Source organism: Corallococcus llansteffanensis, from assembly GCF_003612055.1.
Lineage (GTDB): Bacteria > Myxococcota > Myxococcia > Myxococcales > Myxococcaceae > Corallococcus > Corallococcus llansteffanensis.
In genome coordinates this window covers 1-25,818 of the sequence record NZ_RAWB01000063.1, presented here as the reverse complement: position 1 = coordinate 25,818, position 25,818 = coordinate 1, and the positions used below count along the sequence as shown (strand labels likewise).

Sequence of the window (25,818 nt, the reverse complement as noted above, 5' to 3'; positions counted from 1 at the left end):
GTGTACCGGGGCGGGGTGGCGGCGGTGAAGGGCGTGACGCTGGACATCGCGGACGGCGAGTTCGTGTCGTTGGTGGGGCCGTCCGGGTGCGGCAAGTCCACGACGTTGAACCTCATCGCCGGGCTGGAGGAGCTGTCGGGCGGCACGCTGCGCATCGACGGGCAGGTGGTGAACGAGCTGTCCCCGCGCGAGCGCGACATCGCGATGGTGTTCCAGAGCTACGCGCTCTACCCGCACCTGGACGTGGCGGGGAACCTGGCGTTCCCGCTGAAGGTGGCGGGGATGGGGCCCGCGGACATCGACGCGAGGGTGCGCGAGGTGTCCGGGATGCTGGGGCTGGAGGCGCTCCTGGCGCGCCGGCCGAAGGAGCTGTCGGGTGGACAGCGGCAGCGGGTGGCGCTGGGACGCGCGCTGGTGCGCAGGCCCAAGGTGTTCCTCTTCGACGAGCCCCTGTCCAACCTGGACGCAGCGCTGCGCACGCAGATGCGAGGGGAGATCAAGAAGCTGCACGAGCAGCTCCAGGCCACGTTCATCTACGTCACGCACGACCAGGCGGAGGCGATGACGCTGTCGGACCGCGTGGTGGTGATGAGCCAGGGCGAGGTGCAGCAGGTGGCTCCGCCGCGCGAGCTGTACGACGCGCCGGCGAACCTGTTCGTGGCGGGCTTCTTCGGCTCGCCGCGCATCAACCTGGTGAAGCCGGACACGCTGGGGCTGCCCGCGGAGGACGCGGTGCTGGGCCTGCGGCCGGAGCACCTTCACGTAGGCCAGGGTCCCCGTCCCGAGGATGCGCGCGACGGTCGCGTGTACCTGGTGGAGCCCATGGGCGCGGAGGTCTGGGTGACGGTGGAGACCGGAGGCGAGCGACTGGTGGCCCGGGCGCCCGGAGACTTCCGCGCCGCGAGCGGAGCCCCGGTGTGGCTGCGCCACGACGCGCGCCACCTGCGCCGGTTCGATGGGAAGACGGGGCGGGCGCTGTGACGTCGCGTCAGGCGTAGACCTGTTCGCTGTCCACGAGCGGCTCCAGGCGGCGCTGGAGGTCGTGGAGCCGGTCGTAGCGGTGGCGCAGGGCTTCCTTGAACTCGCGTTGATCCGCGTGCGCGATCTCATCCAGCAGCGTGCGCAGGGCCGCGTCCAGCGTGTCCTTCAGGACGCGCGACTCCTCGTTCGACAGTTCCAGCAGCATCGTGGGGGACCTCCTGGGGAAACGGTAGGCACCGCCACCCCGGGCAGACGGGCCGGCTCCCTGCCGTGGGAGGAGCCTGCTCGGGGGCTCCCCGGTCTGCCCGCAGCGACGCGCACGGCCGCGGAAGCGACCCCACCTTGGGAGGGGAGGCCACGGCCCGGCGGCAAGCGCTCCCGGGCCCTTCGAGCGCGAGGAGCGACACGATGATTCACGCGGGAGACGTGCGCGAGGGCATGGCGGTGCGCACCGCCGACGGACACACGCTGGGCCGGGTGGCCGGCGTGGGCGACACGCACTTCGAGCTGGAGCGGGGCCTCATTCCCATTCCCCGGCGCGACTACCTCGTCGAGTTCTCCGACGTGGAGGCCGTGCGCGGGGACGAGGTCCTGCTCAAGTCGGCCGACCACCCGCAGCTCACGCTGGAGGAGGACGACGACGGCGGGGCGCTGCCGCCGCGCCACAGCGAGGGCATCGACGCGGAGCCCGCGAACGACCCCCTGGGTCCCATGCGGCACTGACGTCCGCGCGCCACGGATGCCCCCGGGCCGCCGGGGGCATTCCAACCCGGAGGGCAGGGCAAGGGCCTGGAATCATTGGGCCTGGCCAGGCTTCGGTGTCAGACCGGCGCGGTAGACGGACCCCTCGGCCAGACGTCCCGGTGGGGTCATGCGACGGTTCTCGACATCTTGCGTCACGGCGCTGTGGTTGGGAGTGATGTTCTCGTGCGGGCCCGCGCCGCGAGCGGACGCGGGGCAGGTGGAGGCGCCCGCCCCGGGCCTGTTGTCCACGCCGCGCCGGCTGCTGCCCTACGTGTCGCTGGAGGACGGGCGGGTGCTGGCGGCGGGAGGGCACGACGGGCACCGCACGCTGGGGAGCAGTGAGGTCTTCGACCCGGACACCGGACGGTGGCGGCCCACGGGGGCGCTGCGCACGGCGCGGCGCAACCACGCGGCGGTGCGGCTCGCGGACGGGCGGGTGTTGGTGGTGGGCGGCTCCAACGGGGTGACGGTAGGGGCGCTGGCGAGCGCGGAGCTGTACGCGCCGGACACGGGGACCTGGACGGCGGCGGCGTCGCTGGGCGAGGCGCGCAACGACCCGGCGGCGGTGCTGTTGCCGGATGGGCGCGTGCTGGTGGCGGGCGGCACGGACGTGGATCTGCGGCCGGTGCGTTCGGCGGAGCTGTACGACCCGGCGACGGGAGCCTGGCAGCCGGCGGAGGCCCCGGGCTTCGTGCGGGGAGGCGCGGGGACGGCGGTGGTGCTGCGGTCGGGCCGGGTGCTGTTCGTGAGCGGCTTGCAGGCGGAGCTGTACGATCCGGTGACGGGCCATTGGGAGAAGGCGGGCGCGGTGGGAGGCGCGGCGGGCACGCACCGGCTGGGGCACACCGTGACGCTGTTGCCGGACGGGCGCGTGCTGGTGGTGGGCGGTACCACGGAGCGCGCGGCGCGGACGGCGGAGGTGTACGTGCCGGAGCGGAACGCGTGGGAGCTGGTGGAGTCGCCCACGCTGCCGCGCGAGCACCACGCGGCGCTGGTGACGGCGGAGGGCGCGGTGCTGGTGATGGGCGGAGAGCACTCCACTCGCGGCACGCTGGCGGCGGCGGAGCGGTTTGATCCGGTGCGCGGCACGTGGACGCAGGCACCCACGCTGCATGAGCCACGAGGCGAAGCAGGCGCGCTGTGGCTGCGTCGGGGCACGGTGTTGGTGGTGGGCGGCGTGAACGAGCTGGGCACGCTGGCTACGAGCGAGGAATACGTCCCGGCCCCGGTCGAGGCCCAGGCATCCCCAGAAGAGGAGCCCCGGGCCTTGGACAGCCATCCCACGGCTGCCAGGTAGAGCCTGCACCCAGGCCCGTCTTGCCACCGCGCATCGGTGCGGCACCGCGTGGGAGCGCGTGACAGACTGCGCGCCCATGCGCTCCTGGAAACACCTGCTCGTCGTCCCGCTCGTCTGTTCCTCCGCCTGCGCCACCGCGCCCGTCGCTCCCGCGAAGACGGAGCCCCCGGTCGTCGCCGCCGCCGCGCCCGTGGCCATCGCGTCCGCGCCTGTCGCCCCCGCCGCGCCGGAGCGCCCCTTCGGCACGCTGCGCGAACAGGCGGACCGTCAGCAGGCCTGGCTGCGCGAGCGCCTGGACACCGCGCTGCCCCAGCTCATGCGCAAGTACGGCGTGCAGATGTGGATCATCCCCATGCGCGAGCACAACGAAGACCCCGTCTTCAAGGCGCTCGTGTCCCCCACCACCTTCGCCGCGCGCCGCCGCACCATCTACGTCTTCTTCGACCGGGGCGCCGACAAGGGCGTGGAGCGGCTGGCCCTGGGCGGCAGCTCGCAGGGCGGCCTCTACGACGTCCGCCGCGCGCCGCAGCTCGTGGACCGCGGCGGCGGCCAGCGCGCCGCGGAGCTCCTCGGCCCCGAACAGTGGACCCTCCTCAAGGAAGTCGTCGAGGAGCGCAAGCCCCAGTCCATCGCCATCGACGTGTCCCCCGCCATCGCCTTCGCCGATGGCCTCACCCACGGCGAATACGAAGGCATGGCCCAGGCCCTGGGCCCCACCTGGGTGAAGCGCTTCAAGCCCGCCGGCGGCCTGCCCCTGGACATGCTCGGCTGGCGGAGCGCCGACGAGGTCCGCTTCTTCGAGGACCTCACGAAGCACGCCTGGAGCATCATCCAGACCGCCTTCTCCAACGCCGTCATCACCCCCGGCGTCACCACCCCCCAGGACGTGGAGTGGTGGATGCGTCAGCGGCTCGCCGACGAGGGCCTGGACACCTGGTTCCAGCCCGACGTGGACGTGCAGCGCAAGGGCGCCTCCGAGGAGCAGCTCGGCGCCAATCCCGTCATCCAGCGCGGCGACGTGCTCCACTGCGACTTCGGCATCACCGCGCTCCGCCTCAACACCGACACCCAGCACATGGGCTACGTGCTGCGCGAAGGAGAGACGGACGCGCCCGCCGGCCTCAAGGCCGCGCTGAAGAACTCCAACCGGCTCCAGGACATCGTCACCGGGGAGATCAAACCGGGCCGCACCGGCAACGAGGTGCTGCGCGCCGCGCTCGCGCGCATGAAGGCGGAGGGCCTCGACGGCACCGTGTACTCACACCCCATTGGACTGAACGGCCACGGCGCCGGCCCGATGATTGGGATGTGGGACCGCCAGGAGGGCGTGCCCGGCAACGGCGAGCACCGCGTGATGCCCCAGTCCTGGTTCGCCATCGAGCTGCAGGCCACCACCCCCGTCCCGGAGTGGGGCCAGCAGCCCGTGCGCTCCGGCCAGGAGGAGGACGTGGTGCTGGATGCCCAGGGCGCCGTGCACTGGGCCTACCAGCGCCAGACGGCGTTCCACCTGGTGCGCTAGCGCGCCACGCCCGTCAAGGACTTGAGCAGCGCCACCAGCGCCTGCTTCTCCTCGCTGCTCAGGTCCAGCTTGACGATGGTCTCCGTGCGCACGCCCACGAAGGTGCCGTCCGCGTCGCCGCCCTCGTTGTAGAAGTCGACGACGTCCTCCAGCGACTTCTCCGCGCCGGTGTGCATGTACGGCGCGCTCAGCGCCACGTTGCGCAGCGACGGCGTGCGGAAGGCACCCACGACCTCCTCCGGCTTGCTCTGCGCCTGCGTGTGCAGGGCGGACAGCCGCGCCGCGTCCGTGCCCGCGGGCGCGTCGCTGAAGAGGCCCGCGGCGTTGAACTTCCAGGACAGGAGCGCGTCCACCGCGTCCGCCTGGCCGCGCTTGCCGGCGCCGGGGTCCTTGAGGCCCACGTTGTGGAACTTGTCGTCCGACAGCGCGCGGCCCTTGTGGCACACCACGCACTGGCCCTTGCGCACGAACGTCTTCAGCCCCAGGTACGCGGGGTCCTGCTCCGCCGTGCCCGCCTGCACCGCCTGGAGGAAGCGCCGCACGTCCGCGTCGAAGGGCGCGTCCGTCCGGTTGAGCGTGCGCTGGTACGCGGCCAGCAGCTTGCCCACGTTGGCCAGGAGCCGGTCCCCGTCCTGCTCGTCCGCGGGCGACGTGCCGAACAGCTGCGTGTACGCCGCCGTGTAGGTGGGCTCCGCGACCAGCCGCGCGCGCACCACCACCGCGTCCGAGTCCATCTCCACCGGGTTCGTCAGCGGCAGGATGGCCTGCGACCAGAGCCGGTCCGCGCGCCCGTCCCACATGAACCAGCGGTTGTAGCCCGCGTTCAGCAGGCTGGGCGGATTGCGCTCCGTGCGCTGGCCCCCGCAGCCCTCCGCCGTGGGCGTCTCCACCGTGTAGCCCTCGCCGTCGTGGCAGCTGCGGCAGGACACCGTCCCGCAGCGCGACAGCCCCGGATCCTCGAACAGCCGGTGCCCCAGTGCCGCCGCGTCCGGGTTGTCCCCCCACTTGTTGGTGGGGTCCACCTCCGGACGCGCGCTGGGCGTGTGCAGGGTGTTCAACGCGTCGAGCTCGTCTTCACTCGGAAAGGGTGCTTCGGATTCGCAACCCGTCCCCAGCAGGGCCAGGGCGAGCACGGCAGTACGCAGACGGAACAGGGACATGGGCCCGCGAAGCTTCGCCCCCTTGTGTTCAGCAATCAATGGTCCCCGGCCGAACCCACCCGCCAGGTCTCCCGTCCTCCGGAAGACCACCGGGGACGCCCCATGACGTGGCGCGTCCCCGGCCCTTCAGGGCTTCCGGCTCACCCGCAGGTGAGCTTGTAGCTGACCACCGGCGCCGCGAACTTGGCGATCTTCATCGTCGTGGGCCCCGGCGTCGCGGTGGGCGCCGCGCCGCTGGCGCACTTCAGGCCCGGATCCACCACCAACGCCACCTGCAGGTCCGTGCCGTCGGGCAGGCCCGTCACCGTGAAGCTGCAGCGGTTGTTTCGGCTCTGCTTCACCTCACCCGCCCCCAGCGCCGCGGAGTTTCCCTCGGTCACCTTCACGCTCACGGACGAGCACGGCTCCCCCTGCAGCCCGCTCTCCGGGTACGTGATGCTGCCCGTGACCGTGGCGTTGCCCCCACGCCCTCCGGCCGCCGCACCACTCGACGTCGAGGCGCAGGCGGTGGCGGCAAGGACCAGGGCGGCAACAGCGATTCGCAACATGGATATCCTCAATTCAAGAATGAAAGGGTTTTCACGCCGGCTGGCTGCCCTCCCGGCAGCCAGCGGCGCGCGCCACGTACAATCCCGCCGCGTGTTCATTCCACGGGGGAGTGCGTTCGTGATTGCGTCCGTGCGGGGGATTTCCGCTCGTCAACATCCCCCCGGATTCCCTTCCCGGCTCTTGAGAAAAGGAAAGTCACGGCAGCCGCTGCAGCGCGTCCTTGGCGCGCACCAGCCCGTGACCGAAGACGGGGTCCCGGCCCGGGATGCCCAGGTCGCGCGCGGAGGCCCGCATCGCCTCGCGGATCTGCAGCGGCGTCAGCTCCGGCCGGGCGCTCCAGAGCAGCGCCGCCACGCCGCTGACGAAGGGCGCGGACATGGAGGTGCCGGAGGAGTGGGTGTAGTCCACCGGGAAGAGGTTCACCCACGCGTGGCTGCCCATCCGCTGGCGCAGCATGGTGCCCGTGGCCTGGTTGACGCTGACCGCGGGCGCCCACTGCCCCCGGCGGGGCAGGGAGAGGATGTTGACCTCGCCGCCCGCGGGGCCGTCGTCGGCGCTGAAGATGACCGAGCGCGCGCCCTGCCTCATCACGTTGGACATGGCCTGGTCGATGGGCACCGCGCCCGGGCGCACGTAGGCGACGAAGCCGTCACAGGTGGCGCCCCGGCATGCGTCCAGCGAATCCCCCAGGCCGCAGTCCACCAGCCGGCCCGCGGTGTTGCCCGTGGGGGAGAACAGCAGCGAGCGCGACATCGGCTGCGTGTCGTTCACGGACATCTGCGAGAAGGCACCCAGGCCCCGGGGGAAGCTGGACAGCACGTCCACGCCGGGCGCCACCAGGTCCAGGTCGGACCCCACGCAGGAGAAGCCCGCGTGCCGCTCGTGCACGTCCACCGCACCCACCGCGATCACGGACGGGTCCGACGCCGGGTACAGCACCGGCCCGCCCTGGTTGCCCGCGGCCGCCACCACCAGCATGCCGTGATCCAACGCCGCCTTGAACGCCTCCACCGAGCTGCGCGTGGGCGTGCCTCCGCCCAGCGACATCGACACGATGCGCGCGCCCTGGGACTCGCACCACTCCATCGCGGAGAACACCATGCTCATCTGCGTCTGGCCCTGCAGGTCCAGCACGCGCGCGATGAGCAGCGGGGCGCGGGGGGCCACGCCCACCATGCCGCCGGGGTGCGACTGCGGATCCGTGACGCCGCCCTGGCCCATCCGCGCGGCGATGATGCCCGCCACGTGCGTGCCGTGGCCCATGCCCCACTGGCCCTCTTCGCCCACGTCGCTCGCGTCGTCGTCCCCCTCCAGGAAGTCATGGCTGGCCACCACGGCGCCCTGGAGCTCCGGGTGCCTCATGTCCAGCCCGCTGTCGATGACGCACACCTTCACGCCCTCGCCGGTGGGGGCGCCCACGTCCAGCACGCCGTCCGCGTCCGCGTCCCACACCTCCGGCGCCTGCACCATGCGCAGCGCTTCGGTGTACTCCCCGGTGGGAAGCACGCCCTGGGAGGCCGCCATCACCCGGGCGGGCAGCAGGCCGGGCGTCAGCCCTTGCGCTGACCAGGCCTGGTCCTCCTCGATGCTCTCCACCAGCTCGCTCTGCTCCAGCGCGAGGCGCTCCTCGGGCGTCACGCGCGCGGCCACCGCGGGGATGTTGCGGTAGACGAAGCTCACCTTCGCCCCCACATCGCGCGCCAGGTCGGCGCCGGCCGCGGTGACGCGCGACGCCTGCGTGCCGCTCACCTTGCGGAAGCGGATGATGGCCGCCGTGCGGCCGTCGTCCGGCTCCCTCGAGGGCTGGTTCCCATCCATGCCCTGATGCTGCGTCACTTCTCCGGCGATGACGCCCGGGCACGCCTGCCCTTGTGACCAGGCCTGCCTGGACGACTCCGGCGCACATGCCACCAGCGCCAGCACACCGACGAATCCCCATCGCATCATGGCCGACTCCTTCCAGAACGACGATCCACGGGAGGCCCCCTCAGGGAACGCATGCGGAGCCAAAGCGGCAACGTCCGGCGGGGCGCGCGGCCCCGGACGTGCTCAGGTGCACACCGCGGTTGTTGTCAGGAGGAAGCCAGCTCCGGGGTTTCCGTCACCTCCGGGACTTTCCATTTTTGGCGTCAGCGGTGTCCGAGGCCTGGAGAGAAGGCAGGGAAGCGAGGCGCGCGGCTTGATTCCATGGGGGAGTCCGTGCTGCGCTCCCGCGCCGAAGCCATGAGCACCGCACCCTCAGAGTCCCCTCGGTTTTTCGGGCGCTACGAGCTCGTCCACCTCCTGGGCCAGGGCGGCATGGGAGAGGTGTACCTGGCGAAGCTGACCGGGGCGGCGGGCTTCGAGAAGCCCTGCATCGTGAAGACCATCCTGCCGGCGCTGGTGAAGGACCGGCAGTTCCTGGATCGCTTCCATCACGAGGCCAAGGTGCTGGTGCACCTGGTGCACTCGTCCATCGCCCAGGTGTACGACATGGGCGAGGCGGACGGCACCTACTACATGGCGCTGGAGTACGTGGCGGGGGTGGACCTGGGCTACCTGCTGGAGCAGGCGCGGGTGCAGGGCCGGGCGGTGCCGGTGCCGGTGGCGCTCTACATCGGCCAGCGCATGGCGGAGGGGCTGGGGTACGCGCACCGCAAGACGGGCACGGACGGCGATCCCCTGGGCATCGTCCACCGGGATGTGTCCCCGCACAACGTGATGGTGTCGTACGAGGGCGAGGTGAAGGTCATCGACTTCGGCCTCGCGAAGTCCACCGCGCGCAGCAAGTACACGCTGCCGGCCACGGTGATGGGGAAGCTGGGCTACATGTCGCCGGAGCAGGTGCGCGCGGAGCCCCTGGACCACCGCAGCGACATCTACTCCTGCGCGGTGGTGGTGTGGGAGATGCTGGCGGGCCGTGGGCTCGTTCCCCACGGCACCGTGGGTGAGATGATGGCGGCCATGTCGCAGCCGGTGGTACCGCCCCTGGGCGACCTCCGGCCGGACGTGGAGCCCTCGCTGGAGGCCGTCGTGCGCCGCGCGCTCGCGCCCGTGCCGGCGGACCGCTACGCGCGGGCGGACGACTTCAGCCGCGCGCTCAACGCGGAGCTGCTGCGCACCGGGGCCGCGATGGGGGCCGAAGAGGTGGGCGAGTTCGTGCGCACCCTCTGCCCGGAGGCCTTCGCCGAGCAGCGCAAGCTGGCCTCCAGCGTCACGGGCGAGCGCCGCACGCCGCCGCCGGCCCCGCGCGGGAACTCCGGCACCGGCCTGTATGGCAACTCCGGCACCGGCAGCAGCCCTGATCAGCAGGCCACGGCGCCGCGGACCGCGGGTGACGTGGGCTCGGGACGGCGGGACACCGCGCGCATCGAACGGGAGGACCCGGCGCGGGGCCCGTCCGGCACGTTCGTGTCCCACGCCTCGGGCTCCGGCGGCGTGACGCGTGCCCCGGGCTCCGGCGGCGTGGCCCGGAGCGACGAGGCCCCGGACGAGTCCGCGCTGGGCGCCACCGCGGTGCACCGGGTGGCGGATCCCTCGCTTCCGGCGGCATCAACGTCGCAAGCGTTGGATCAGCCCGAGCGGCGCCGCCCGGTGGCGCGGATCGCCGTGGCCGCGCTGCTGCTGGTGGGCGTCACCGCGGGCCTCACCGCGTATGTGATCCACGCGAACGCGCCGACCGGGACCCCCGCGCCGCTGCCGCCTCCCACCGCGCCGGTGGTGGCCGCGGCCGAACCGCCCCCCGTGGTGGCACCGCCTCCGGTGGTGGCGCCGCCCCCGGTGGTGACGCCGCCCACCCAGGTGGCGGGCGCGGAGGACACGGTGCCAGACGCGGGGCTCGAGCCGGCCTCGCCCGAGCTGCCCCCGGTGGTGGCGCCCGACAAGCAGGTGAAGACGGCGTCGGTGTCGAAGGTGCGGAAGCCCCCGCGCACGGTGGTCGTGACCACGCCGGTGGTGCTGATTGAAGAGCTGCGCGGCGGCCAGCACGTGGCGCGGATGGATGCGTGGCGCGGCCTCAACGCGGGCCTGTCGCTGCAGGTGGTGGGTCCGTCGGCCTCGCGCGGCTCCAACAAGCGCCCCCTCCTGGGGCAGGCCCGCGTGGAGTTCATCCCTCCCAACCGGGATCAGCTCGCCCTGAAGCTGGACGACGATGCGAACACGGCGAAGGAGCCGCGCTTCGTGGTGCTGCCCGTGCGCCCGGCGGAGCCCGTGGCCCCCACGCCCGTCGCGGAGCCGGTGCGCGAGGAGAAGCCGCCGGAGACGTCCCCGCTCCTGGGGCTCGCGACGATGGACGGCCTGCTGGGCAGCAGCTTCAACCGCACGCTCACCCTCATCAACAACGACACCCGCACCTGGACCAAGTGCACCATCGTCCTGGCGAGGCGGCAGCAGGCGACGATGGCGAAGCTGGAGCCCTACACGCGGCACGTGGTCCAGGTGCACGAGCGCTACTTCAAGGTGGATCCGAACGCGCCCGGCGTGGGCGACCGCATGGTGCGCGTGATCTGCAAGGAAGGTCAGGGCGACTTCGTGCTGGGCAAGCCGGAGTAGCCCTTCCCCCGAGGGGCCCCTTTCGAGGGCGCCCCTCAAGGCTCCTTCGGTGCGGGAGGCCTCAGGGCCCCAGCCGCGCGGCGGCCACGGGGCACTCGGCGCGCAGCAGCTTCTCCACCTCCGCGTCGCCCCCCTTCGCGTTGCGCACCGCGCGGGACAGGGACGTGCGGCACTGCCACGTCACCTCGCGCGTGCCGTGGCAGCAGTGCCAGCCGGTCAGCGTGGAGTCCAGGTACTGGAGCATCTCCTGGCGCGTGGGCGTGACGATGCTCCACACCGCGCCCGCGAGCAGCGCCACCCCGACGAGCTGGGGCAGCAGGCCCCGCACCCAGCCGCGCGCGCCGCCCGGAAGCGGCCGTGCGTGCACCCCCAGCTGCGCGTCCAGGGGCCGGTGCTGCAGCACGACCTGGAGCAGCAGCTCCACCGGCGCGGTGAGGCCGCGCAGCAGACCCGTGCCCAGACCCGGCGCGCGTCCCTCGCCGCGCTCCAGCAGCAGGCCCAGGAAGTGACGGCCCGGGGTGCGGCCCGTCAGCCCGCCCACCGCGGACAGGGCGAACCACGCCACGGCCCCCGCGAGCACGAGCGCTCCGGCGGTGGTGACCTGCTCCGCCGCGCGCACCGCGCCCCAGCCCACGAGCGCCGCGCCCGTGAGGTCCAGCAGATCCGCCACCCACAGCCGGCCCTGGTACCGGGCCTCGGTGGGAATTGTCTCCATGGAGAACAGCGTCCCGTCGCTCATCAGCCTCTCTCGTGCGCGAGCATGGGCCGCCCGCGCGGCGGAGGCGCTCCCTTCACGCGAGCGTCCCGGCACTGGCCTCCTCTACTACAGGTCCAGCACGAGCCGCTTGGAACGTGCGCGCGAGACGCAGACGAGCATGCGCGCGTCCCCGGCGGGCTCCCCGGCGGGCTCCTGCTGGAAGAAGGTGTCGCGGTGCTCGGGCGTGCCCTCGCAGACGCGGGTGAGGCAGGTGCCGCACGAGCCCGCCTCGCAATCGCTCTCCACCTTCACCCCGTGCGTGCGCAGCACGTTGAGCACGCTCGTGCCGGCCGGGACGCGGAGCACCTGGCCGCTGCTGCGCAGGGCCACCTCGAACTCCTCCTCCACGCGGGCGCTGGTGGCGGAGGTGCCCTCGGCGGTGAAGGCCTCGAAGTGCACCTTCTCCCAGGGCCACCGGTGCAGCGTCGCCGCCTCGCGCACGGCCCGCATCAGGCCCGCGGGGCCGCAGCAGTACAGCCGCGTGCCCGGGCCGCGCGTGGAGAGCAGCGCCTTCACGTCCAGGCCCTTCGCCGGGTCGCCCCCGTCATGGTGGAGGTGCACGTGGCCGGCGAAGGACGGCGAGGACAGGAGCTCCGTGAAGGCGGTCCGGTCCGCGCTGCGTGAGCAGTAGTGCAGCACCCACTCCGCGCCGGTGCGCTCCAGCACGCGCGCCATCGCCAGCAGCGGGGTGATGCCGATGCCGCCCGCGATGAGCACGTAGCCGCGCGCGTACAGGAGCGGGAAGTCGTTGAGGGGCTCGCTCACGGTGAGCACGTCGCCCACGCGCACGTGGTCGTGCATGGCGCGGGAGCCGCCGCGTCCGTTCGCGTCGCGCTGCACGGCGATGACGTAGCGGTGCGTCTCCGCCGGGTCGTTGCACAGCGAGTACTGGCGCAGGCCGTTCAACGTCGGCACCCGCACGTCCAGGTGGGCGCCGGCCTCGAAGTCGGGCAGCGCGCCGCCGTCCTCGGAGACCAGCTCGTAGGACTGGATGCCTTCCGCTTCCGGGGTGATGCGAGCCACCCTCACGCGCAGCGTCTTCGTCGTCACGGTGTGCCCCCTGTGTCCCTTCCCGCCGCCCGCGCGAGGACGCCCTGGCTCGGATGTCGGGCACGGTGCGGATGGCCATGCCTCTGGGGGAGTGGCGCCCGGTCGCGGCTCCCTGCGGCCTTCCGGACAGTCACCGCTGCCCGCCTGCCTGCCCACCGTGCTGCCGCGAAGAGCGGGGAAGCGGGGGTGGGCACGGACGGGAATCCATCCCCACCATTCGCAACGTGCCGCGCTGCGCCAGGGAGAGGGGCTCCTGCGCATTCAGGAGGGGGGAGGCGCGGGCCCCCGATGAAGGGAGACGGCCGATGGATGCCATCACGCTGCTGAAGGCGGACCACAAGACGGTGGAGCAGCTGTTCCGCAAGTTCGAGAAGTCGGGTGACCACGCGCTCGCGCACAAGCGCAAGCTGGTGGACGAGATGGTGCGCGAGCTGTCGGTGCACGCGGCCATCGAGGAGCAGGTCTTCTACCCGGCGGTGCGCGCGCGGGCCGACGAGCTCTCCGCCGACGTGCTGCGCGCGCTGGAGGAGCACCACGTCGTGAAGTGGGTGCTGTCGGAGTTGGACACGATGCCGCCGGAGGCGGAGCGCTTCGACGCGAAGGTGCACGTGCTGATGGAGAACGTGCGCGCCCACGTCACCGAGGAGGAGCAGTACCTCTTCCCGGAGGTGAGGAAGGTCTTCAAGCCGCAGGAGCTGAAGCAGGTGGGCGAGGCGCTGGAGTTGGCGAAGCGGGCGGCGCCCACGCACCCGCACCCGGCCGCGCCGGACACGCCGCCGGGCAACCTGCTGGTGGGCGCGGTGTCCGCGGTGATGGACATGGGGCGGGATGCCCTGCGCACCGCGCGGCGCAAGGCGGAGACGCAGGTGCGCAAGGCCACGCGGAGGCCTGCGCGCAAGCCGGAGGCACCCCTGTCCATGGACTCCGCTGGCGAGTCGCTGACGCACTGACGCAGGACCGTCTGGCGCACGACGTCACGGGCCCGGTGAATGTCCGCCGGGCCCGGGTCGTCCTGGAGGCAGGGGGGCTTTCGCGCTAGACGCGGGAGGTTTCCCCGGCCCTTGGAAGGAGGCGCCATGTCCGCTGTTCGCAGGATGTTGTCGACGCTGGTGGTGCTCGCGGGCTTCAGTGCCGCCGCGCAGTCGCAGCCGCCCGGTTCGCCGCAGCCGCGTCCCCCCGTGGATCCGCAGGTGCGCACGCTGCGCGTGGAGGGCACTGGCGAGGTGAAGGCGCAGCCGGACGAGGCCTTCATCGACGTGGCGGTGGAGACGTCCGCTCCGAACGCGAAGGCCGCGGGCGAGGAGAACGCGAAGCGGATGGAGAAGGTGCTGGCGGCGCTCACGACCGCGGGCATCGCGAAGCGCGACCTGCAGACGCGCAACTACAACGTCTACCCGGAGTACACGCCGTCGCCGCCGCAGGGCGGGGAGCCGAAGCTCAAGGGCTACCGCGTGAGCAACCTGGTCAGCGTCCACGTGACGGACCTGGCCAAGGTGGGCGGCCTGCTGGACAAGGCGCTCGCGGCGGGGGCGAACCGGGTGGACTCGGTGCGCTTCGGGCTGAGCCGCCAGGAGGCGGTGCAGGGCGAAGCGCTGCGCCAGGCGGTGGTGCGCGCGCGCAAGTCGGCGGAGGTGCTGGCCACGGCGCTCAACGTGAAGCTGGGCGCGGTGCTGGACGCCAGCACGGTGACGGAAGCGCCGCGCCTGTACCCGGCCACCTTCGCCATGGACATGGCCGAGTCGCGCGCCGCGCCCACCACGCCCATCCAGCCGGAGGAGCAGGCGGTGCAGGCGAAGGTGACGCTCATCTTCGCCATCGAAGTCGCGCGCTAGACGCCGGGCGCCCGCCCTCCTGCCCTCCTGCCGGGAGGGGTGGGTCCTCCGGCCGGTCGAGCCCCGGGCCTGAAGCCCGTGGTTCCCGGGGGGACGATGCGTCCGCATGTTTCCCCGAGAGGAAGCGGGGGCTGGCCCAGCATGGGAAGCAGGGGCTCCCTCGCCCGAAGCGGGAGGTCATGGCCTATGCGTGGAAGACGCGGGACGGCGGGCCTGCTGGTGCTGGGCCTGCTGGGCCTGGGAAGCGGCCTGTCGTCATGCGGCACCGGAGGTGAGTCGAAGCCGGAGGGCCCGTCCGCCAGGCAGCGCGAGGGCCGCTCGGAGGTGCTGCGCGGGCTGATGGCCTCCAAGGAGCGGGTGGATCCGAACGCGCTGAAGGCCACGGGCGAGGAGGCCCGAGGGGCCACGGTGCCGGAGACGCCCGATGGCACCGGCGGTTCGGGTCGGCCCCAGGCCCACGGCTGGGCCGCGGGCCGCGTGTCCTGGGTGGGCGACAACGAGGTGCTCTTCGTGGACGGCCAGGGTGAGGAGCGCGAGGTCTGGGTGGAGGAGGGCACGCAGCTGCGCCGGGACGGCCAGTCCGCGGAGCTGCGCGACATGAAGGAAGGGGATGAGCTGCGCGTGACCTACGAGGCCCGGGACGAGGGGTGGATTGCCCGGGACCTGGAGGTCGTGCCCGCGCGCAAGGCGTTCGAACCGGAACCCCAGTCCGTGCCCCTGCGCTGAGGGCCGCGTCGCGCCTCACCTGCCGCCAAGAAGAAGGGCCGCGATCCCCGGGAGGATCGCGGCCCTGTCACTTCAGGACGTCAGGAGCGGGGACTACGGATTGACGACGCCCCAGGACGAAGCGCCCACGGCCCAGTCAGCCTTGGTGTTCGTGTCGGTGGCGCTCACCCGGCGGACCGAGGGAGAGGCCGGCGTCGCATTCGACGCGAGCAGGGTGGTCCAGTCCGCCGAAACCTCCAGCGCCGTCGGCGTGCTGGTCGTGCTGCACAGGACGCCGCCGCAGTCTGCGGGCAGCCACTGCCCGGCGGCCTGGATCGCCTGGAGGTTGCCCGGGAAGGCGGCAGGAGGCGTACCCGAGTTCCGCGCGAACGAAACCGCATCCTGGAGCTGGGCCTGCGCGTCGCGCACCAGGATGATGCGGCTGGAGAAGGTGATGCCGGTCGTTCCGCCCTTGAAGTCCCAGGCCGTGTCGTAGTTGCCCGGGGTGGTGCCCGCAGGGAACTGGTTCTTGGCGGTCGTCTCGCTGTCCGCCGTACCGCTGATGTGGACCACGATGATGTCCCCCTCGGCGACGGCGACGTCAGGCAGGGTGGCCAGCGTCACCGCAGAGTTCACGTCCTGCAGGAGCTGGAGGCCGCTGGTCGTACCGGCGGTCACGACCTGCAGCTCCACCAAGTCCAGATTGGTCGCCGCGCTGGGCTGCACCTCGGTGATGCGCAGGACCGCCGCCGTCCGGAAACCCTTGAAGCTCGCCGTGTTGGGGCTGACAACCGCGGCGCCCAGGGTGTCCTTGACGGACGTGGCGACGGACACGGTGTAGTCCGCGCCCGCGGTCTGGTCGCTCGTCGTCACGAGGACGTCCTTGCCGCTGACCGTCGCGCTCAGGGCCTGGAGGCCATTGCTGAACGTGAACTGCGTCGGCACGGCCGTGAGGCTCGCCGCGTCAACAGGACGGCTGAAGGAGACCTTGACCTGGGTGAGCGACGTCGCGAAAGCGCTCGCCAGCGTCGGAGCCGGGCAGGTGATGCCCGTCAGGTCCGCCCGGTAGTACGCGGACGGCTGCATGGTCGAGACCGGAGGCGTGGCCGCCGACGTGAACTTCCAGATGGGACCCGCGTCGAGCGTCACGGCGCAGGTGTCGGCCAGGCCCAGCTCCGCGGCCAGCGTCTCCGTCACGCGCAGCTTGAGGTTCGCGTTGTTGATGCCCGCCGTCTTCAGCGTAAACGCCACGTGACCACCACCGCTCCCCCCAGAACCGCCGTTGAGCGTACCGGTCAACCTGGCGAGAGTGGCGAAATAGGTGTCCGGCTTGTTGAGCAGCTCCTCCGCCGGCGCGCTGGACTGATCCACCAAGAGGCCCGCGGGCGTCGCCGTGCTGAGGTTGCGCACGGGGTGGCCCTGGCTGACCACGGTCAGTCCCGTGATGGTCGTCGCTGACTTGTTGACCCCGCTCTGCAACACGGTGCCGCCGACATTGAGGTTGACGCGATCGCCCACCTTCAGCGTCCCGGGGTCGGAGGCGACGAACATCGCCGGTCCGGCCGCTTCGGCCTGGAGGAAGAAACCCGCGACATCCGCACCGACCGCCGGCTTGATGTAGGTGACGAACGCGCCGTTGATGGGCAGCGGGGGATCAATGGGCGTGGGCGCGGGAGCGGGAGCGGTCGGCGCCACGGCCAGGAAGGCGGCGATCTGGGCGCTGGTCGCCGTGACCGCGGGGCCCGAGTCCTCGCACGTCAGGGTCGTGGTGTTGCACACCTGCGTCAGCGTGCAGGCCGGCGTGCACGTCGGGGTGGTGCCGCCGTCCGTGCCGGCGTCGGTGGTGCCCGCGTCGGTGCCGGCGTCAGTGCCCGCGTCCGTCTCCGTGCCCGCGTCTTCCTCGGGCGGCAGGTTCAGGGTGCGCAGCTCGCACTTGTTCTCCACGCAGGCATAGACCTGCCCTTCGGGCGGCACGCCCTTGTCGCGACAGTCGAACTGATCAACGCACTCGTCTCCACAACCCGTGCCGACCGTGACGAGCACAGTGGTCACGAGCGCCGGCAGCCAGCTTCGCTTCAGCATGTGAATGCCTCCCATGGGGTGTTCAGACGGCAGACTTCCAAATCCAGATCCGCTTCCCCTTACACCCGAAAACCGAGGGGCGTCCATTTGCCCCACCGCGTGCCACAGGCCTGTCACGCTCAGGACCCGGGGAATCTATGAAAGTCAGGGACTCTTCCGCGTTTGGGGGACGGAGGGGCCCGCATAGAGGTCGATGATTTCACGGATGCCGCGCTGACAGACCGCGCAGAAGGGCACGCGGTCGCGGGTGAACATCAGACAGTCCGCCTGCGGACGGTAGAAGCCGCGCGACTCGTAGTGCGCGCCCTCGAAGGCGCCCACCTTCCCGGAGACCTTCTGCGTGCCCAGGAATTTCTCCTCCCAGTCCCGCTGCGAGAGGAGGAGCGCGTCCATCTCCGCTTCGGGTTTGCGCTCCGAGCGAATCTTCTGACGGCGTTGCTGGACCTGGAGCGCGTGCGCGTCATACGTGGCCTGGTTCCAAGGCGTGGGAATGGGTGTGCCGGGGGACACCAGGTCCTTCCACTTGAGCTGCGCGGGATCCTTCAGGGCGGTGACGTTCTTCTCCCACGGCTCCACGCGGTCCTCGGGCGCGGGGCCGTAGATGGGCGCGGAGGTGTAGTACTCGTCCGCGAGCCCCGCGAAGTGGTGGCCGAACTCGTGGACGAAGACGTACGGGGCCCAGAGGCTGTCGGCCGCCACGGTGCTGAAGAGGTTGAAGATGCCTCCGCCGCCGTAGGTGTTGCCATTGACCAGGATCTCCACGAACTCGTAGGGCGCGAAGGCGGCGGTGTCGCGCAGGGCGGTGTTGTCGAAGGTGAGGATGTAGCGCTCCGCGCCGAAGGCGTCGTAGGTGGAGCCCAGGGGCGGCCGGCGGTGCGTGCCGGTGGACGGGCGCGAGACGCCGGACTCGGCCGCCGCGGGCATCAAGCCCCAGACGTTGAAGTCCGACTTGCGCTCCTTGAAGGGCGAAGTGCTGAAGAGGATGTCCACCAGCCGCCGCGCGTCCTTCTCGAACTTGGGGCGCTCTGCCTCCGTGTAGCCATCCCCCAGGATGAGGAAGTCCACCTTGTCCTGCGAGGGGCCGCTCTCCACGAGCTTGAGCAGCGCGCCCGGCACGGGCGGCGAGGACGGGTCGACGAACGGATCCTTCGGATCCACCACCAACGACCAGACCTCCCGGAACGCGTTCTGGGCGTCGCGCTTCTTCAGGATGACCTGGACGGGACGGTCCGGCGTGGGGAAGCGCAGCGACTCACCGAAGGTGCGGTGCATCTCCTTCGCCTCGGGGGTGAGCTCCCACTCGCCGAAGATGGAGGCGAAGCCGCGCGAGTACAGGAGCCGGTTCGTCTGCCGGTCCCGCACCTCGAAGAGGTACTTGCCCAGGTTCGTGTCGTCGACGGTCCGCGCCAGGTGGCCCGGCCAGGGGAGGGGCTCCACGACGAGCCGTTCCAGGCTGAAGCGCTCCTCGGTGGCGTTGCCGGTGTGGAAGTAGTCGACGCGGAACGTCCGGGGCGCGGCGAGGGTGGTGCTCGCCGTGAGCAACAGCAGGAGGAGGGAAGCGCGCATGGGGCGGCACTCTATGCGCACCACCCAAGGCGCTTCTCGCGGGAACGTCCGGTCAGAACGAGCCGGACACCGCCGCCGCCGCGCCCGTCCCGTCCGTCACGACGCCCAGCGTGACGGGCGGCGCCTTCGCGGGCGAGGACACGAGGAAGAGCACCGCCCCCGTGACGACCGCGGCGCCCCCGCCCACGAGCAGCCCCGTCATGAGGCCGCTCTTCTTCACGAGCGCGCCGCGCAGCGCGACGGCCTCCGTGTCCGTGCTCACCAGTCGCCCATCGTTGGCCGCGCGGCGGGCCTCCAGGCCGTCCAGGTCCTTCTGGGCCAGGAGTCGCACGACACCCGCGCCCCCCAGCGCCGCCACGCCCGCGCCCAGCGCCACGTAGGACGCCACGCGCAGGCCCGTCCGCGGACGGGCGGCGGTGGTGGACACCTCCGCCTCCTCCGACAGCAGGCTGGGCGCGGTGAGATCCGCGCCCGTGCTGGAGGCCGTCACGCCACGCCCGCCGCCCGCGTCCCAGGGGGCCCGGCCGTTGGTGTTGTTCATCACGACGAGGTTGGAGGGCGAGCGGCCGGTGGTGACGAAGTCCACGAGCGCGGAGAGCGCTTTGCTGGGGGCATCCAGGCCCTGCGTCTTGAAGCCGCCCTCGCGCAGCTTCTGGCCACCCTCCACGTTGAGCACCGTGGCGGCGAACCACTTGGGCCCGCTGCTCGGCCGCTCCAGGCGCACGACGATGACCTCCTCGACGCCGAGCGTGCCGCCCAGGCGTACCGCATGACTCAGCGTGCGCTCCTCGCTGCCGTCCACGATGGAGAGGCAGGGGAAGGGCGCGGCTGTCACCGAGCCTTCGTAAGCGAGGTCCACCAGCAGCGGCGTGTCCGCGCCCTGGACCTGCACCTGCCGGGGGAAGCTCACCGCGTCGCCCTTCACCACGGACAGCTCATACGCGCCTGCGGGGAGCTCCAGCAGGACCGGCGTCTGACCGACGCCCAGGCCCTCCAGGTACACGTCCGACGAGGGCAGGGTGGACTTCACCGACAGCTTCACTTTCGGGGCCCGCGCCTGGTCGCGACGCAGCTTCTCGAACGCCTGCCGCAGGGATGGGGCGAACTGATCCGGGTCGAGCTGGTACTTCGGCTGGAGGCGCAGGACCTTGAGGAAGGCCGCGTCGCTGTCCTTCGTCTTCCCGAGCGCCCGGTGGTTGAGCCCGTGCAGCAACTGCGCGCGGACGTAGAGCTTCCAGCGCGGCTCACCCGGCGGCAGCCGGCCGATGTCTCGGAGGGCATCATCCAGGAACTGCGAGGCCCGGGCGTTGCGACCCTCGTAGAACTGGTCCTGCGCGGCGTCGAGCTGGCGCTGGAGGTCCTCGAACGAACGCGAGGGTGTGGGGAAGAGCCGCTCACCGAACTCGGCGGCGCCCAGCAGGCGCTGGTCGGGGCGGGCGCGCAGCGCGTCGTAGAACGCCTTCGACTGGCCGCTCAGCTCCGCGTCCCGGCAGTCGCCACTGGAGACCACCATCCGGTGGGGCGAGGCCTGCGCGGCGGTGGTGGCAATCAGGCAGAAGAGGGCAATCGCGAACGGGGTCTTTTTCAAGAAGGAGCCCACTGACTGGAGTGGAGGATTGAGGAGGATGCTTCGTGTGGACGATGAAGAAGAGGCGCGACGAATGCTTTGGCCGTTCATTGATTGAATTGCCTGACCCATAGCCGCCATGCTTGCGACCCCGCTGATGGAGCCATCCCTGTCAGCAAGAGCGTCCCCGACGCCGTACGTCGGAATCCATTGAGACTGAGGCCTTCTTGTGGTGTCGATCGAGCGTCAACGACATCCCAGGTGTTGTCATGCCACCGACGAAGGTGGATCTTCCCAGAAAGGGTGCCCTGCTCTGTCCATGCGACGATTGGAGCGCCTGTATCGTCGGCGGTCAGTGAGTGATCGACCACGGAAGTCTTCCCAGCGATCGCGTCGAGCTGTCCGCCGAGTGATTCCCATTGGGTGCCGTTCCAGCGGTTGACATAAAGGCTGTAGGCATTCCCGTCGGACTGAATCCAGGCGACGACTGGATTGCCGGTGGGATCAACGCTCATGCTGATGTAGGGGCCTTGAGTATCTGTAGTGATGTCGCTTTCGATCTCAACCCAGTCTTGGCCCACCAGCTGGCTGATGTGGAAGGTCCAGAGGCTTCCAAGTGTGACCCATGCCATCATGGGTGAATCTGACTGTGTGAACCGCAGGACCGCTTGATTTTTCTCGCGGGCATCCGGAGTCGGGGTGGCGATGCATTTGAACGGCCTTTGCCATCCCCGACGCGGTTCATCGAACGTGCTGATGCACGTCGAAGCACTGGTGCCTTTCCACTCCCTCCAGGTGAGGGCGAGCTTTCCGGTGGAGGTCCGGAAGAACGATGGGGACTGCTTGTGGGTGAGCACATCCGACGGACTTGAAGGGTCACCCACGGACTCCCACTGAGTTCCCGACCATTGGCTCGCATGGAGCTGAAAGATGCCCAGGGTGTCCGCTTCGCTCCACACGATGATCGGCACTTCATTCGTGTCCACCCCAAGCGCTGATTCCTCAATGTAGGAGTCTGCCGCAGGCCCACTGAGTGTCTCGCCAAGCGGGTGCCATGCGCCCTGTTCCCATTTCCGTACGAACAGCCTGCGAGCCGAGCCCTCCGTGATGTGCCATCCGCCAAACAGGGTGCCCCGGGAGTCGAAGTCGTAGCTGCCAAGCTGCACCGTACCGCCCGTAGCGGTAGCCCCCTGCGCGGTTCCCCACGGGATCCAATAGGGCATGTCCCAAGACCAGTCCTCGTTGGGGGCAGTAAGAGAATTGCCTGCGAGGTCCGCGATGCCAGGGGTCAGCACCAGGCTGGCGCTGCTGGACGCGGTGAATGCCGTCACCGGGCTGACGGCGAGCGTTCTTCCATCGGGAGACAGGGACAGCGTTCTCGAGATGTCGATGCTGTCCCGCTTGAGCCTTACGGATGCGTCCGTGAGGGACCCGGGCTGGATGGGTTCGCTGAAGACGGCTTGGATGGGGCCGCGTACCCAGACGTCCTGTGCCCCAGGCGCTGGCGTCCGTGAAACTACTGCGGGAGGCGTCCGGTCGACCACCACTTCACGGGGTTCGCTGGTTGCGATGGCACTGCCCAGAATCGACCTCGCGGTCAGCCGATGGAGGCCTTCAGGAACTGACGTCGTGTCCCACGGGTAGTTGTAGGGAGCTTCGACGGTGGCCAGGACTTCACCGTCCAGCAGCAGCTCCACGGAAGACGGGGTGTCCCCAGTGACCTCCAGCCGTACGTCAACGATGCCGTTCGTGTAGGTCGGTGCTTCGGGGCCGGCGATGCGGACCTGGGTGTTGGATGCGTCGAGAGACGGAATGCTCAGGCAGGCCGTGCTGAGGAGCAGGACGATGCTCCCCCAAGGCCATGGGAAGACTCGCTGACGAGGGCTCATAGGACCGGCCGACGATGCAGGCCGTGTTCCGCCCTCTACCGGACTGTCCGCCCTCCAGGCCAGCGGCCCTCGGGGATTGCCTCCCGGTCCCGAAGGTGGACGGCCATCCGGATTCCGGGCCGCCTTGCTCCGCTGGCTGCTCCCCGGGTGAGCCGCCGGAGGCCCGGGTACGACTTCTGCTTCATCCCCATTTTCCGACGTGGGGCGTCACGAATGGCGCCCATCGAACCCGCGGAACCCGAACCTTCGAGCCATCGAGCCACCCCGAGGAACCCATCCCATGGATCGCGTCTGGAAGAAGAAGGTCATCGTCATCACCGGAGCGTCGAGCGGCATCGGCCGGTCCACGGCGCTGCTCCTGGCGAAGAAGGGCGCCCACGTGGTCCTGGCCGCGCGCCGGGAGGAGCCGCTGGAGGACCTGGCGGCCGAATGCGAGGCCCTGGGCGTCCAGGCCCTGGTGGTGCCCACCGACGTGGCGGACGCCGCCTCCGTGCGCCACCTGGCGGAGGAGGCCGTGCGCGCCTTCGGCCACTTCGACGGCTGGGTCAACAACGCGGGCGTCTACATGCTGGGCAGCCTGGAGGAGACCCCGGACGAGGCGTTCCGCCAGCTCATGGAGATCAACTTCTTCGGCACGGTGAGCGGCTCACGCGCGGCCCTGGGGCAGTTCCGCCGCCAGGGCTACGGGACGCTCGTCAACGTGTCCTCCACCTTCGGCAGCGTCCCCGCGCCGTACGTCAGCGCCTACGTGTCCTCCAAGTTCGCCGTGCGCGGCTTCTCCGCGTCGCTGCGCCAGGAACTGCTGAACACCGGCATCGACGTATGCACGGTGATGCCCGCCGCCATCGACACGCCGCTGTGGCGCCACACCGCGAACTACACCGGCTGGCGCATCCGCCCGGTGGAGCCCGTCTACACCCCGGAGCGCGTGGCCCGCACCATCCTGCGCGTCCTGCGCCACCCGGAGCCGGAGACCCTCGTGGGCCCCGCGGGCAAGAGCTTCGCCGCGATGCACGGGCTGATGCCCCGCACCTTCGAGCGCACCCTGAGCGCCGGCACGGACGTGCTCCACTTCAAGGACGAGCGGCAGGGCCCCACCCCCGGCAACGTCTTCCAGCCCATGGCCGAGGGCACCGGAACGTCGGGCGGTTACCACGGGGCCGGAAAACAATGGCTGCGCCGTTTCCTGGTCGCCGGAGGGCTGGCCGCCGCGGCGGTGACCCTGCGCCGCCGTGCGAGCGACCGTCGCCTGGGCGCGCGGCTTTCGCACGCCCTGGGGGTGTGATGGCCATCTTTCAGGCGTGCGCCCTCACGCCGGGGGCCTCCGTGACGGGGCCATGACATGACCTGGGGAAGAGTCGCACCCGCCATGAACATCGCCGTCCTCGTCAATCTGCGTGCGCGTAAAGGGTCTGAAGGCATGGGGGGGCTCGTGCGCCACCTGCTGCCCCGGGCCCGGGTGGCCCTCACCCGCTCCCTGGAAGAGGCGCGGGAGTGGGTGAACCAGCTGCGGCAAGACCCGCCCAGCCTGCTGCTGGCGGGCGGAGGCGACGGCACCATCACCGGCCTGCTCAACGAGCTGCGCTCCCAGGGCGTGGCCCTGCCGGCCATCGGCGTGCTGCCGCTGGGCACCGGCAACGCCTGGGCCCGCGTCACCGGCGCCCCCCGTCCCCACGTGGCCCTCAAGCAGATCGCCGCGTATGGCGAACGCCTGCCGCCGCTGCGCCCCTTCTCGCTGGTGCGGGTGGAGGGCCGGGTGGCGCCCTTCGCGGGCACGGGCTGGGACGCGGAGATGATCCAGGACTTCAAGAACCAGCTCGCCGTCGCTGGGCCGCTCAAGAGCACGCAGGCGGGTCTGCGCGGCTACATGGGCGCCATGTTCACCCGCACGGTGCCGCGCCACCTGTTCGGCGAGGGCAACCCGAACGTGTCCGTCTACAACGTGGGCGACTCCGCGCTGACGGTGGACGCGACGGGCGCGGTGCGGCCCATCCCCAACGGCGGGCCCGGGGCGCTCCTGTACCAGGGGCCCGCGGGCGTGGCCGGCGCGGCCACCACGACGGAGTGGGGCTTCGGCTTCAAGGCGTTCCCCTTCGCCCAGACGGTGCCCCACCGGTTGTCGGTGCGCGTGTACGGCGCCAGTGTGATGGAGGCCACGCGCAACATGTTCCGCCTGTGGCGCGGGGAGCACCCCATGCCGCGGATGCACGACTTCTTCGTGGAGCGCGTGCGCATGGACTTCGACCGCGACGTGCCCTTCCAGATGGGCGGCGACGTGCTGGGCATGCGCCGCTCGCTGGAGTTCGACCTGGCCGAGGAGAACGTCCAGCTCGTCGACTGGCGCCGCCTGCGCCGGCTCGTCGAGGTGTAGGCGCGCGCGGATGGTGCTTGCCCGCACCGTGTCCGCTGGACACGATGCCGCAAGCCCAGGCGCGGGGAGGTACCCGGCGGGGACGGAGGCTTCCCACGTGAGCCACACCTATGAGTACCCGCGCCCGGCGGTGACGGTGGACTGCGTCGTCTTCGGGTTGGACGACGAGGACCTCAAGGTGCTGCTCATCCAGCGCGGGGTGGAGCCCTACGCGGGGCGGTGGGCGCTGCCCGGCGGCTTCGTGCGCATGGAGGAGTCCCTGGAGGACGCCGCGCGCCGCGAGCTGGAGGAGGAGGCGGGCTTGCGCACCAGCCACCTGGAGCAGCTCTACACGTTCGGCGCGCCGGAGCGCGACCCCCGGGGCCGCGTCATCACCGTGGCGTACTTCGCGCTGGTGAAGCTCAGCGCCCACCACCTGCAGGCGGCCACCGACGCGCGCGAGGCGGCGTGGTTCTCCGTCTGGGACACGCCGAAGCTCGCGTTCGACCACGCGGAGGTGCTCGCCACCGCGCTGCAGCGACTCAAGGGCAAGGTGCGCTACCAGCCCATCGGCTTCGAGTTGCTGCCGCCCAAGTTCACCCTGTCGCAGCTCCAGCGGCTGTACGAGACGGTGCTGGAGCGCGAGCTCGACAAGCGCAACTTCCGCAAGAAGATCCTCGCCATGGACCTGCTGGAGGAGCTGGACGAGGTGGAGCAGGACGTCTCCCACCGCGCCGCGCGCCTCTACCGGTTCGACCACAAGAAGTACAAACAGCTCGAGAAGGCCGGCTTCAACTTCGAGCTCTGACGGCCTCCCCACCTCCTGTCCACGACCCTGCTCCGAGCGGCCCTGGAGTGCCAGGCCCGTCAGGTCGCCTTGACTTAGTGTCATTATGACACTATTGTTCGTGTTGTAGAGACACGAAGTCAGGGCGGCCGCCGGTCGCCTCCTCGTCAGCAGGTCCCAGTCGTGCGTGCCCTTCGAGGGCCACGGGAGAGCCATGTCCACGCTGCCCTTCGACGTCGCGGTGGGTTCGGTGCAGGGCCGGGAGCATGCGCGCACGGGGCGCAACAACCAGGACGCCGTCTGCGTCCGGGACAGCGAGCACGGGCTGGTGGCGCTGGTGGCGGACGGGTGTGGCAGCCAGCCGTGCAGCGAGCTGGGGGCGCAGCTGGGGGTGCGGCGGCTGGCGCAGGCGGCGCAGGCTCGGCTGGCGCGGGGCGAGACGGTGGACGGGGC

The 25,818-nt window shown here is 71.1% G+C and carries 22 protein-coding genes; 12 read left to right on the top strand and 10 right to left on the bottom strand.

The features are described 5' to 3' along the window. Nucleotides 1-981: ABC transporter ATP-binding protein (locus D7V93_RS08750; RefSeq protein ID WP_279636875.1), on the top strand; the 981-nt coding region annotated here is incomplete at its 5' end. A gap of 7 nt (nt 982-988) precedes the next feature. On the opposite strand, the gene D7V93_RS08745 is transcribed toward D7V93_RS08750, so the two are convergent. Further along, nucleotides 989-1,186, bottom strand: coding sequence for a hypothetical protein (locus tag D7V93_RS08745; RefSeq protein WP_120642949.1), 198 nt, complete (start codon nt 1,184-1,186; stop codon nt 989-991). 203 nt (nt 1,187-1,389) lie between these two features. Here D7V93_RS08745 and D7V93_RS08740 point away from each other — a divergent pair, with 203 nt between their 5' ends. The 3 genes from D7V93_RS08740 (at nt 1,390) to D7V93_RS08730 (ending at nt 4,541) form a co-directional block, all read left to right on the top strand. Beyond that, the gene (locus D7V93_RS08740; protein WP_120642948.1) at nt 1,390-1,704 is read left to right on the top strand and encodes a DUF2171 domain-containing protein; all 315 of its coding nucleotides are present in this window, start codon (nt 1,390-1,392) and stop codon (nt 1,702-1,704) included. 148 nt (nt 1,705-1,852) lie between these two features. After that, a complete protein-coding gene (locus tag D7V93_RS08735) occupies nt 1,853-3,022 on the top strand; it encodes a Kelch repeat-containing protein (protein ID WP_120642947.1) in 1,170 nt (389 codons plus the stop codon). 76 nt (nt 3,023-3,098) lie between these two features. Continuing rightward, on the top strand, nt 3,099-4,541 hold the full coding sequence (locus D7V93_RS08730; RefSeq protein ID WP_120642946.1) for a M24 family metallopeptidase: 1,443 nt from the start codon (nt 3,099-3,101) through the stop codon (nt 4,539-4,541). On the opposite strand, the gene D7V93_RS08725 is transcribed toward D7V93_RS08730, so the two are convergent. The 3 genes from D7V93_RS08725 to D7V93_RS08715 all read right to left on the bottom strand — a co-directional run bounded on the left by D7V93_RS08725 (nt 4,538) and on the right by D7V93_RS08715 (nt 8,197). Continuing rightward, complete coding sequence (locus D7V93_RS08725) at nt 4,538-5,701, bottom strand: cytochrome-c peroxidase (RefSeq protein WP_120642945.1); 1,164 nt, start codon at nt 5,699-5,701, stop codon at nt 4,538-4,540. The genes D7V93_RS08730 and D7V93_RS08725 overlap by 4 nt on opposite strands. A gap of 140 nt (nt 5,702-5,841) precedes the next feature. Then, a complete protein-coding gene (locus D7V93_RS08720; protein ID WP_120642944.1) occupies nt 5,842-6,249 on the bottom strand; it encodes a hypothetical protein in 408 nt (135 codons plus the stop codon). Nucleotides 6,250-6,445: 196 nt separating this feature from the next. Continuing rightward, a complete protein-coding gene (locus tag D7V93_RS08715) occupies nt 6,446-8,197 on the bottom strand; it encodes a S8 family serine peptidase (RefSeq protein WP_120642943.1) in 1,752 nt (583 codons plus the stop codon). 276 nt (nt 8,198-8,473) lie between these two features. On the opposite strand from D7V93_RS08715, the gene D7V93_RS08710 reads away from it, so the two are divergent. After that, nucleotides 8,474-10,780, top strand: coding sequence for a serine/threonine protein kinase (locus D7V93_RS08710; RefSeq protein ID WP_120642952.1), 2,307 nt, complete (start codon nt 8,474-8,476; stop codon nt 10,778-10,780). A gap of 61 nt (nt 10,781-10,841) precedes the next feature. Here D7V93_RS08710 and D7V93_RS08705 read toward each other — a convergent pair whose 3' ends face one another. Together D7V93_RS08705 and D7V93_RS08700 are read right to left on the bottom strand one after the other, a co-directional pair. After that, a complete protein-coding gene (locus tag D7V93_RS08705; RefSeq protein ID WP_120642942.1) occupies nt 10,842-11,519 on the bottom strand; it encodes an RDD family protein in 678 nt (225 codons plus the stop codon). A gap of 84 nt (nt 11,520-11,603) precedes the next feature. Next, nucleotides 11,604-12,587: a PDR/VanB family oxidoreductase gene (locus D7V93_RS08700; RefSeq protein ID WP_120642941.1), complete on the bottom strand. Its 984-nt coding sequence runs from the start codon at nt 12,585-12,587 to the stop codon at nt 11,604-11,606. A 305-nt stretch (nt 12,588-12,892) separates the two neighbouring features. Between D7V93_RS08700 and D7V93_RS08695 the strand changes: the two genes are divergently transcribed. The 3 genes from D7V93_RS08695 (at nt 12,893) to D7V93_RS08685 (ending at nt 15,145) form a co-directional block, all read left to right on the top strand. After that, nucleotides 12,893-13,537, top strand: a complete 645-nt coding sequence (locus D7V93_RS08695) for a hemerythrin domain-containing protein (RefSeq protein ID WP_120642940.1) — start codon at nt 12,893-12,895, stop codon at nt 13,535-13,537. A gap of 126 nt (nt 13,538-13,663) precedes the next feature. After that, a complete protein-coding gene (locus D7V93_RS08690) occupies nt 13,664-14,419 on the top strand; it encodes an SIMPL domain-containing protein (protein ID WP_120642939.1) in 756 nt (251 codons plus the stop codon). 186 nt (nt 14,420-14,605) lie between these two features. Then, nucleotides 14,606-15,145, top strand: coding sequence for a hypothetical protein (locus D7V93_RS08685; protein ID WP_120642938.1), 540 nt, complete (start codon nt 14,606-14,608; stop codon nt 15,143-15,145). Nucleotides 15,146-15,238: 93 nt separating this feature from the next. Here D7V93_RS08685 and D7V93_RS08680 read toward each other — a convergent pair whose 3' ends face one another. The 4 genes from D7V93_RS08680 to D7V93_RS08665 form a co-directional block, all read right to left on the bottom strand. Beyond that, nucleotides 15,239-17,206 carry an Ig-like domain-containing domain gene (locus D7V93_RS08680; protein WP_120642951.1) on the bottom strand — a complete coding sequence of 656 codons (1,968 nt, stop codon included), beginning with the start codon at nt 17,204-17,206 and terminating at the stop codon, nt 15,239-15,241. A 144-nt stretch (nt 17,207-17,350) separates the two neighbouring features. Next, nucleotides 17,351-18,772 carry an IgA Peptidase M64 gene (locus D7V93_RS08675; RefSeq protein WP_120642937.1) on the bottom strand — a complete coding sequence of 474 codons (1,422 nt, stop codon included), beginning with the start codon at nt 18,770-18,772 and terminating at the stop codon, nt 17,351-17,353. Between the two features lie 52 nt (nt 18,773-18,824). Next, nucleotides 18,825-20,360, bottom strand: a complete 1,536-nt coding sequence (locus tag D7V93_RS08670; protein WP_244237181.1) for a PEGA domain-containing protein — start codon at nt 20,358-20,360, stop codon at nt 18,825-18,827. 86 nt (nt 20,361-20,446) lie between these two features. After that, on the bottom strand, nt 20,447-22,228 hold the full coding sequence (locus D7V93_RS08665) for an Ig-like domain-containing protein (RefSeq protein ID WP_120642935.1): 1,782 nt from the start codon (nt 22,226-22,228) through the stop codon (nt 20,447-20,449). A gap of 280 nt (nt 22,229-22,508) precedes the next feature. On the opposite strand from D7V93_RS08665, the gene D7V93_RS08660 reads away from it, so the two are divergent. From D7V93_RS08660 to D7V93_RS08645, 4 genes are all read left to right on the top strand, one after another. Next, nucleotides 22,509-23,513, top strand: coding sequence for an SDR family NAD(P)-dependent oxidoreductase (locus tag D7V93_RS08660; RefSeq protein ID WP_120642934.1), 1,005 nt, complete (start codon nt 22,509-22,511; stop codon nt 23,511-23,513). An 84-nt stretch (nt 23,514-23,597) separates the two neighbouring features. Further along, nucleotides 23,598-24,599, top strand: a complete 1,002-nt coding sequence (locus tag D7V93_RS08655) for a diacylglycerol/lipid kinase family protein (protein ID WP_120642933.1) — start codon at nt 23,598-23,600, stop codon at nt 24,597-24,599. 97 nt (nt 24,600-24,696) lie between these two features. Then, nucleotides 24,697-25,386: an NUDIX hydrolase gene (locus tag D7V93_RS08650; RefSeq protein WP_120627027.1), complete on the top strand. Its 690-nt coding sequence runs from the start codon at nt 24,697-24,699 to the stop codon at nt 25,384-25,386. A gap of 193 nt (nt 25,387-25,579) precedes the next feature. Beyond that, on the top strand, nt 25,580-25,818 hold a 239-nt coding region (locus tag D7V93_RS08645), incomplete at its 3' end, for a protein phosphatase 2C domain-containing protein (RefSeq protein WP_147451090.1).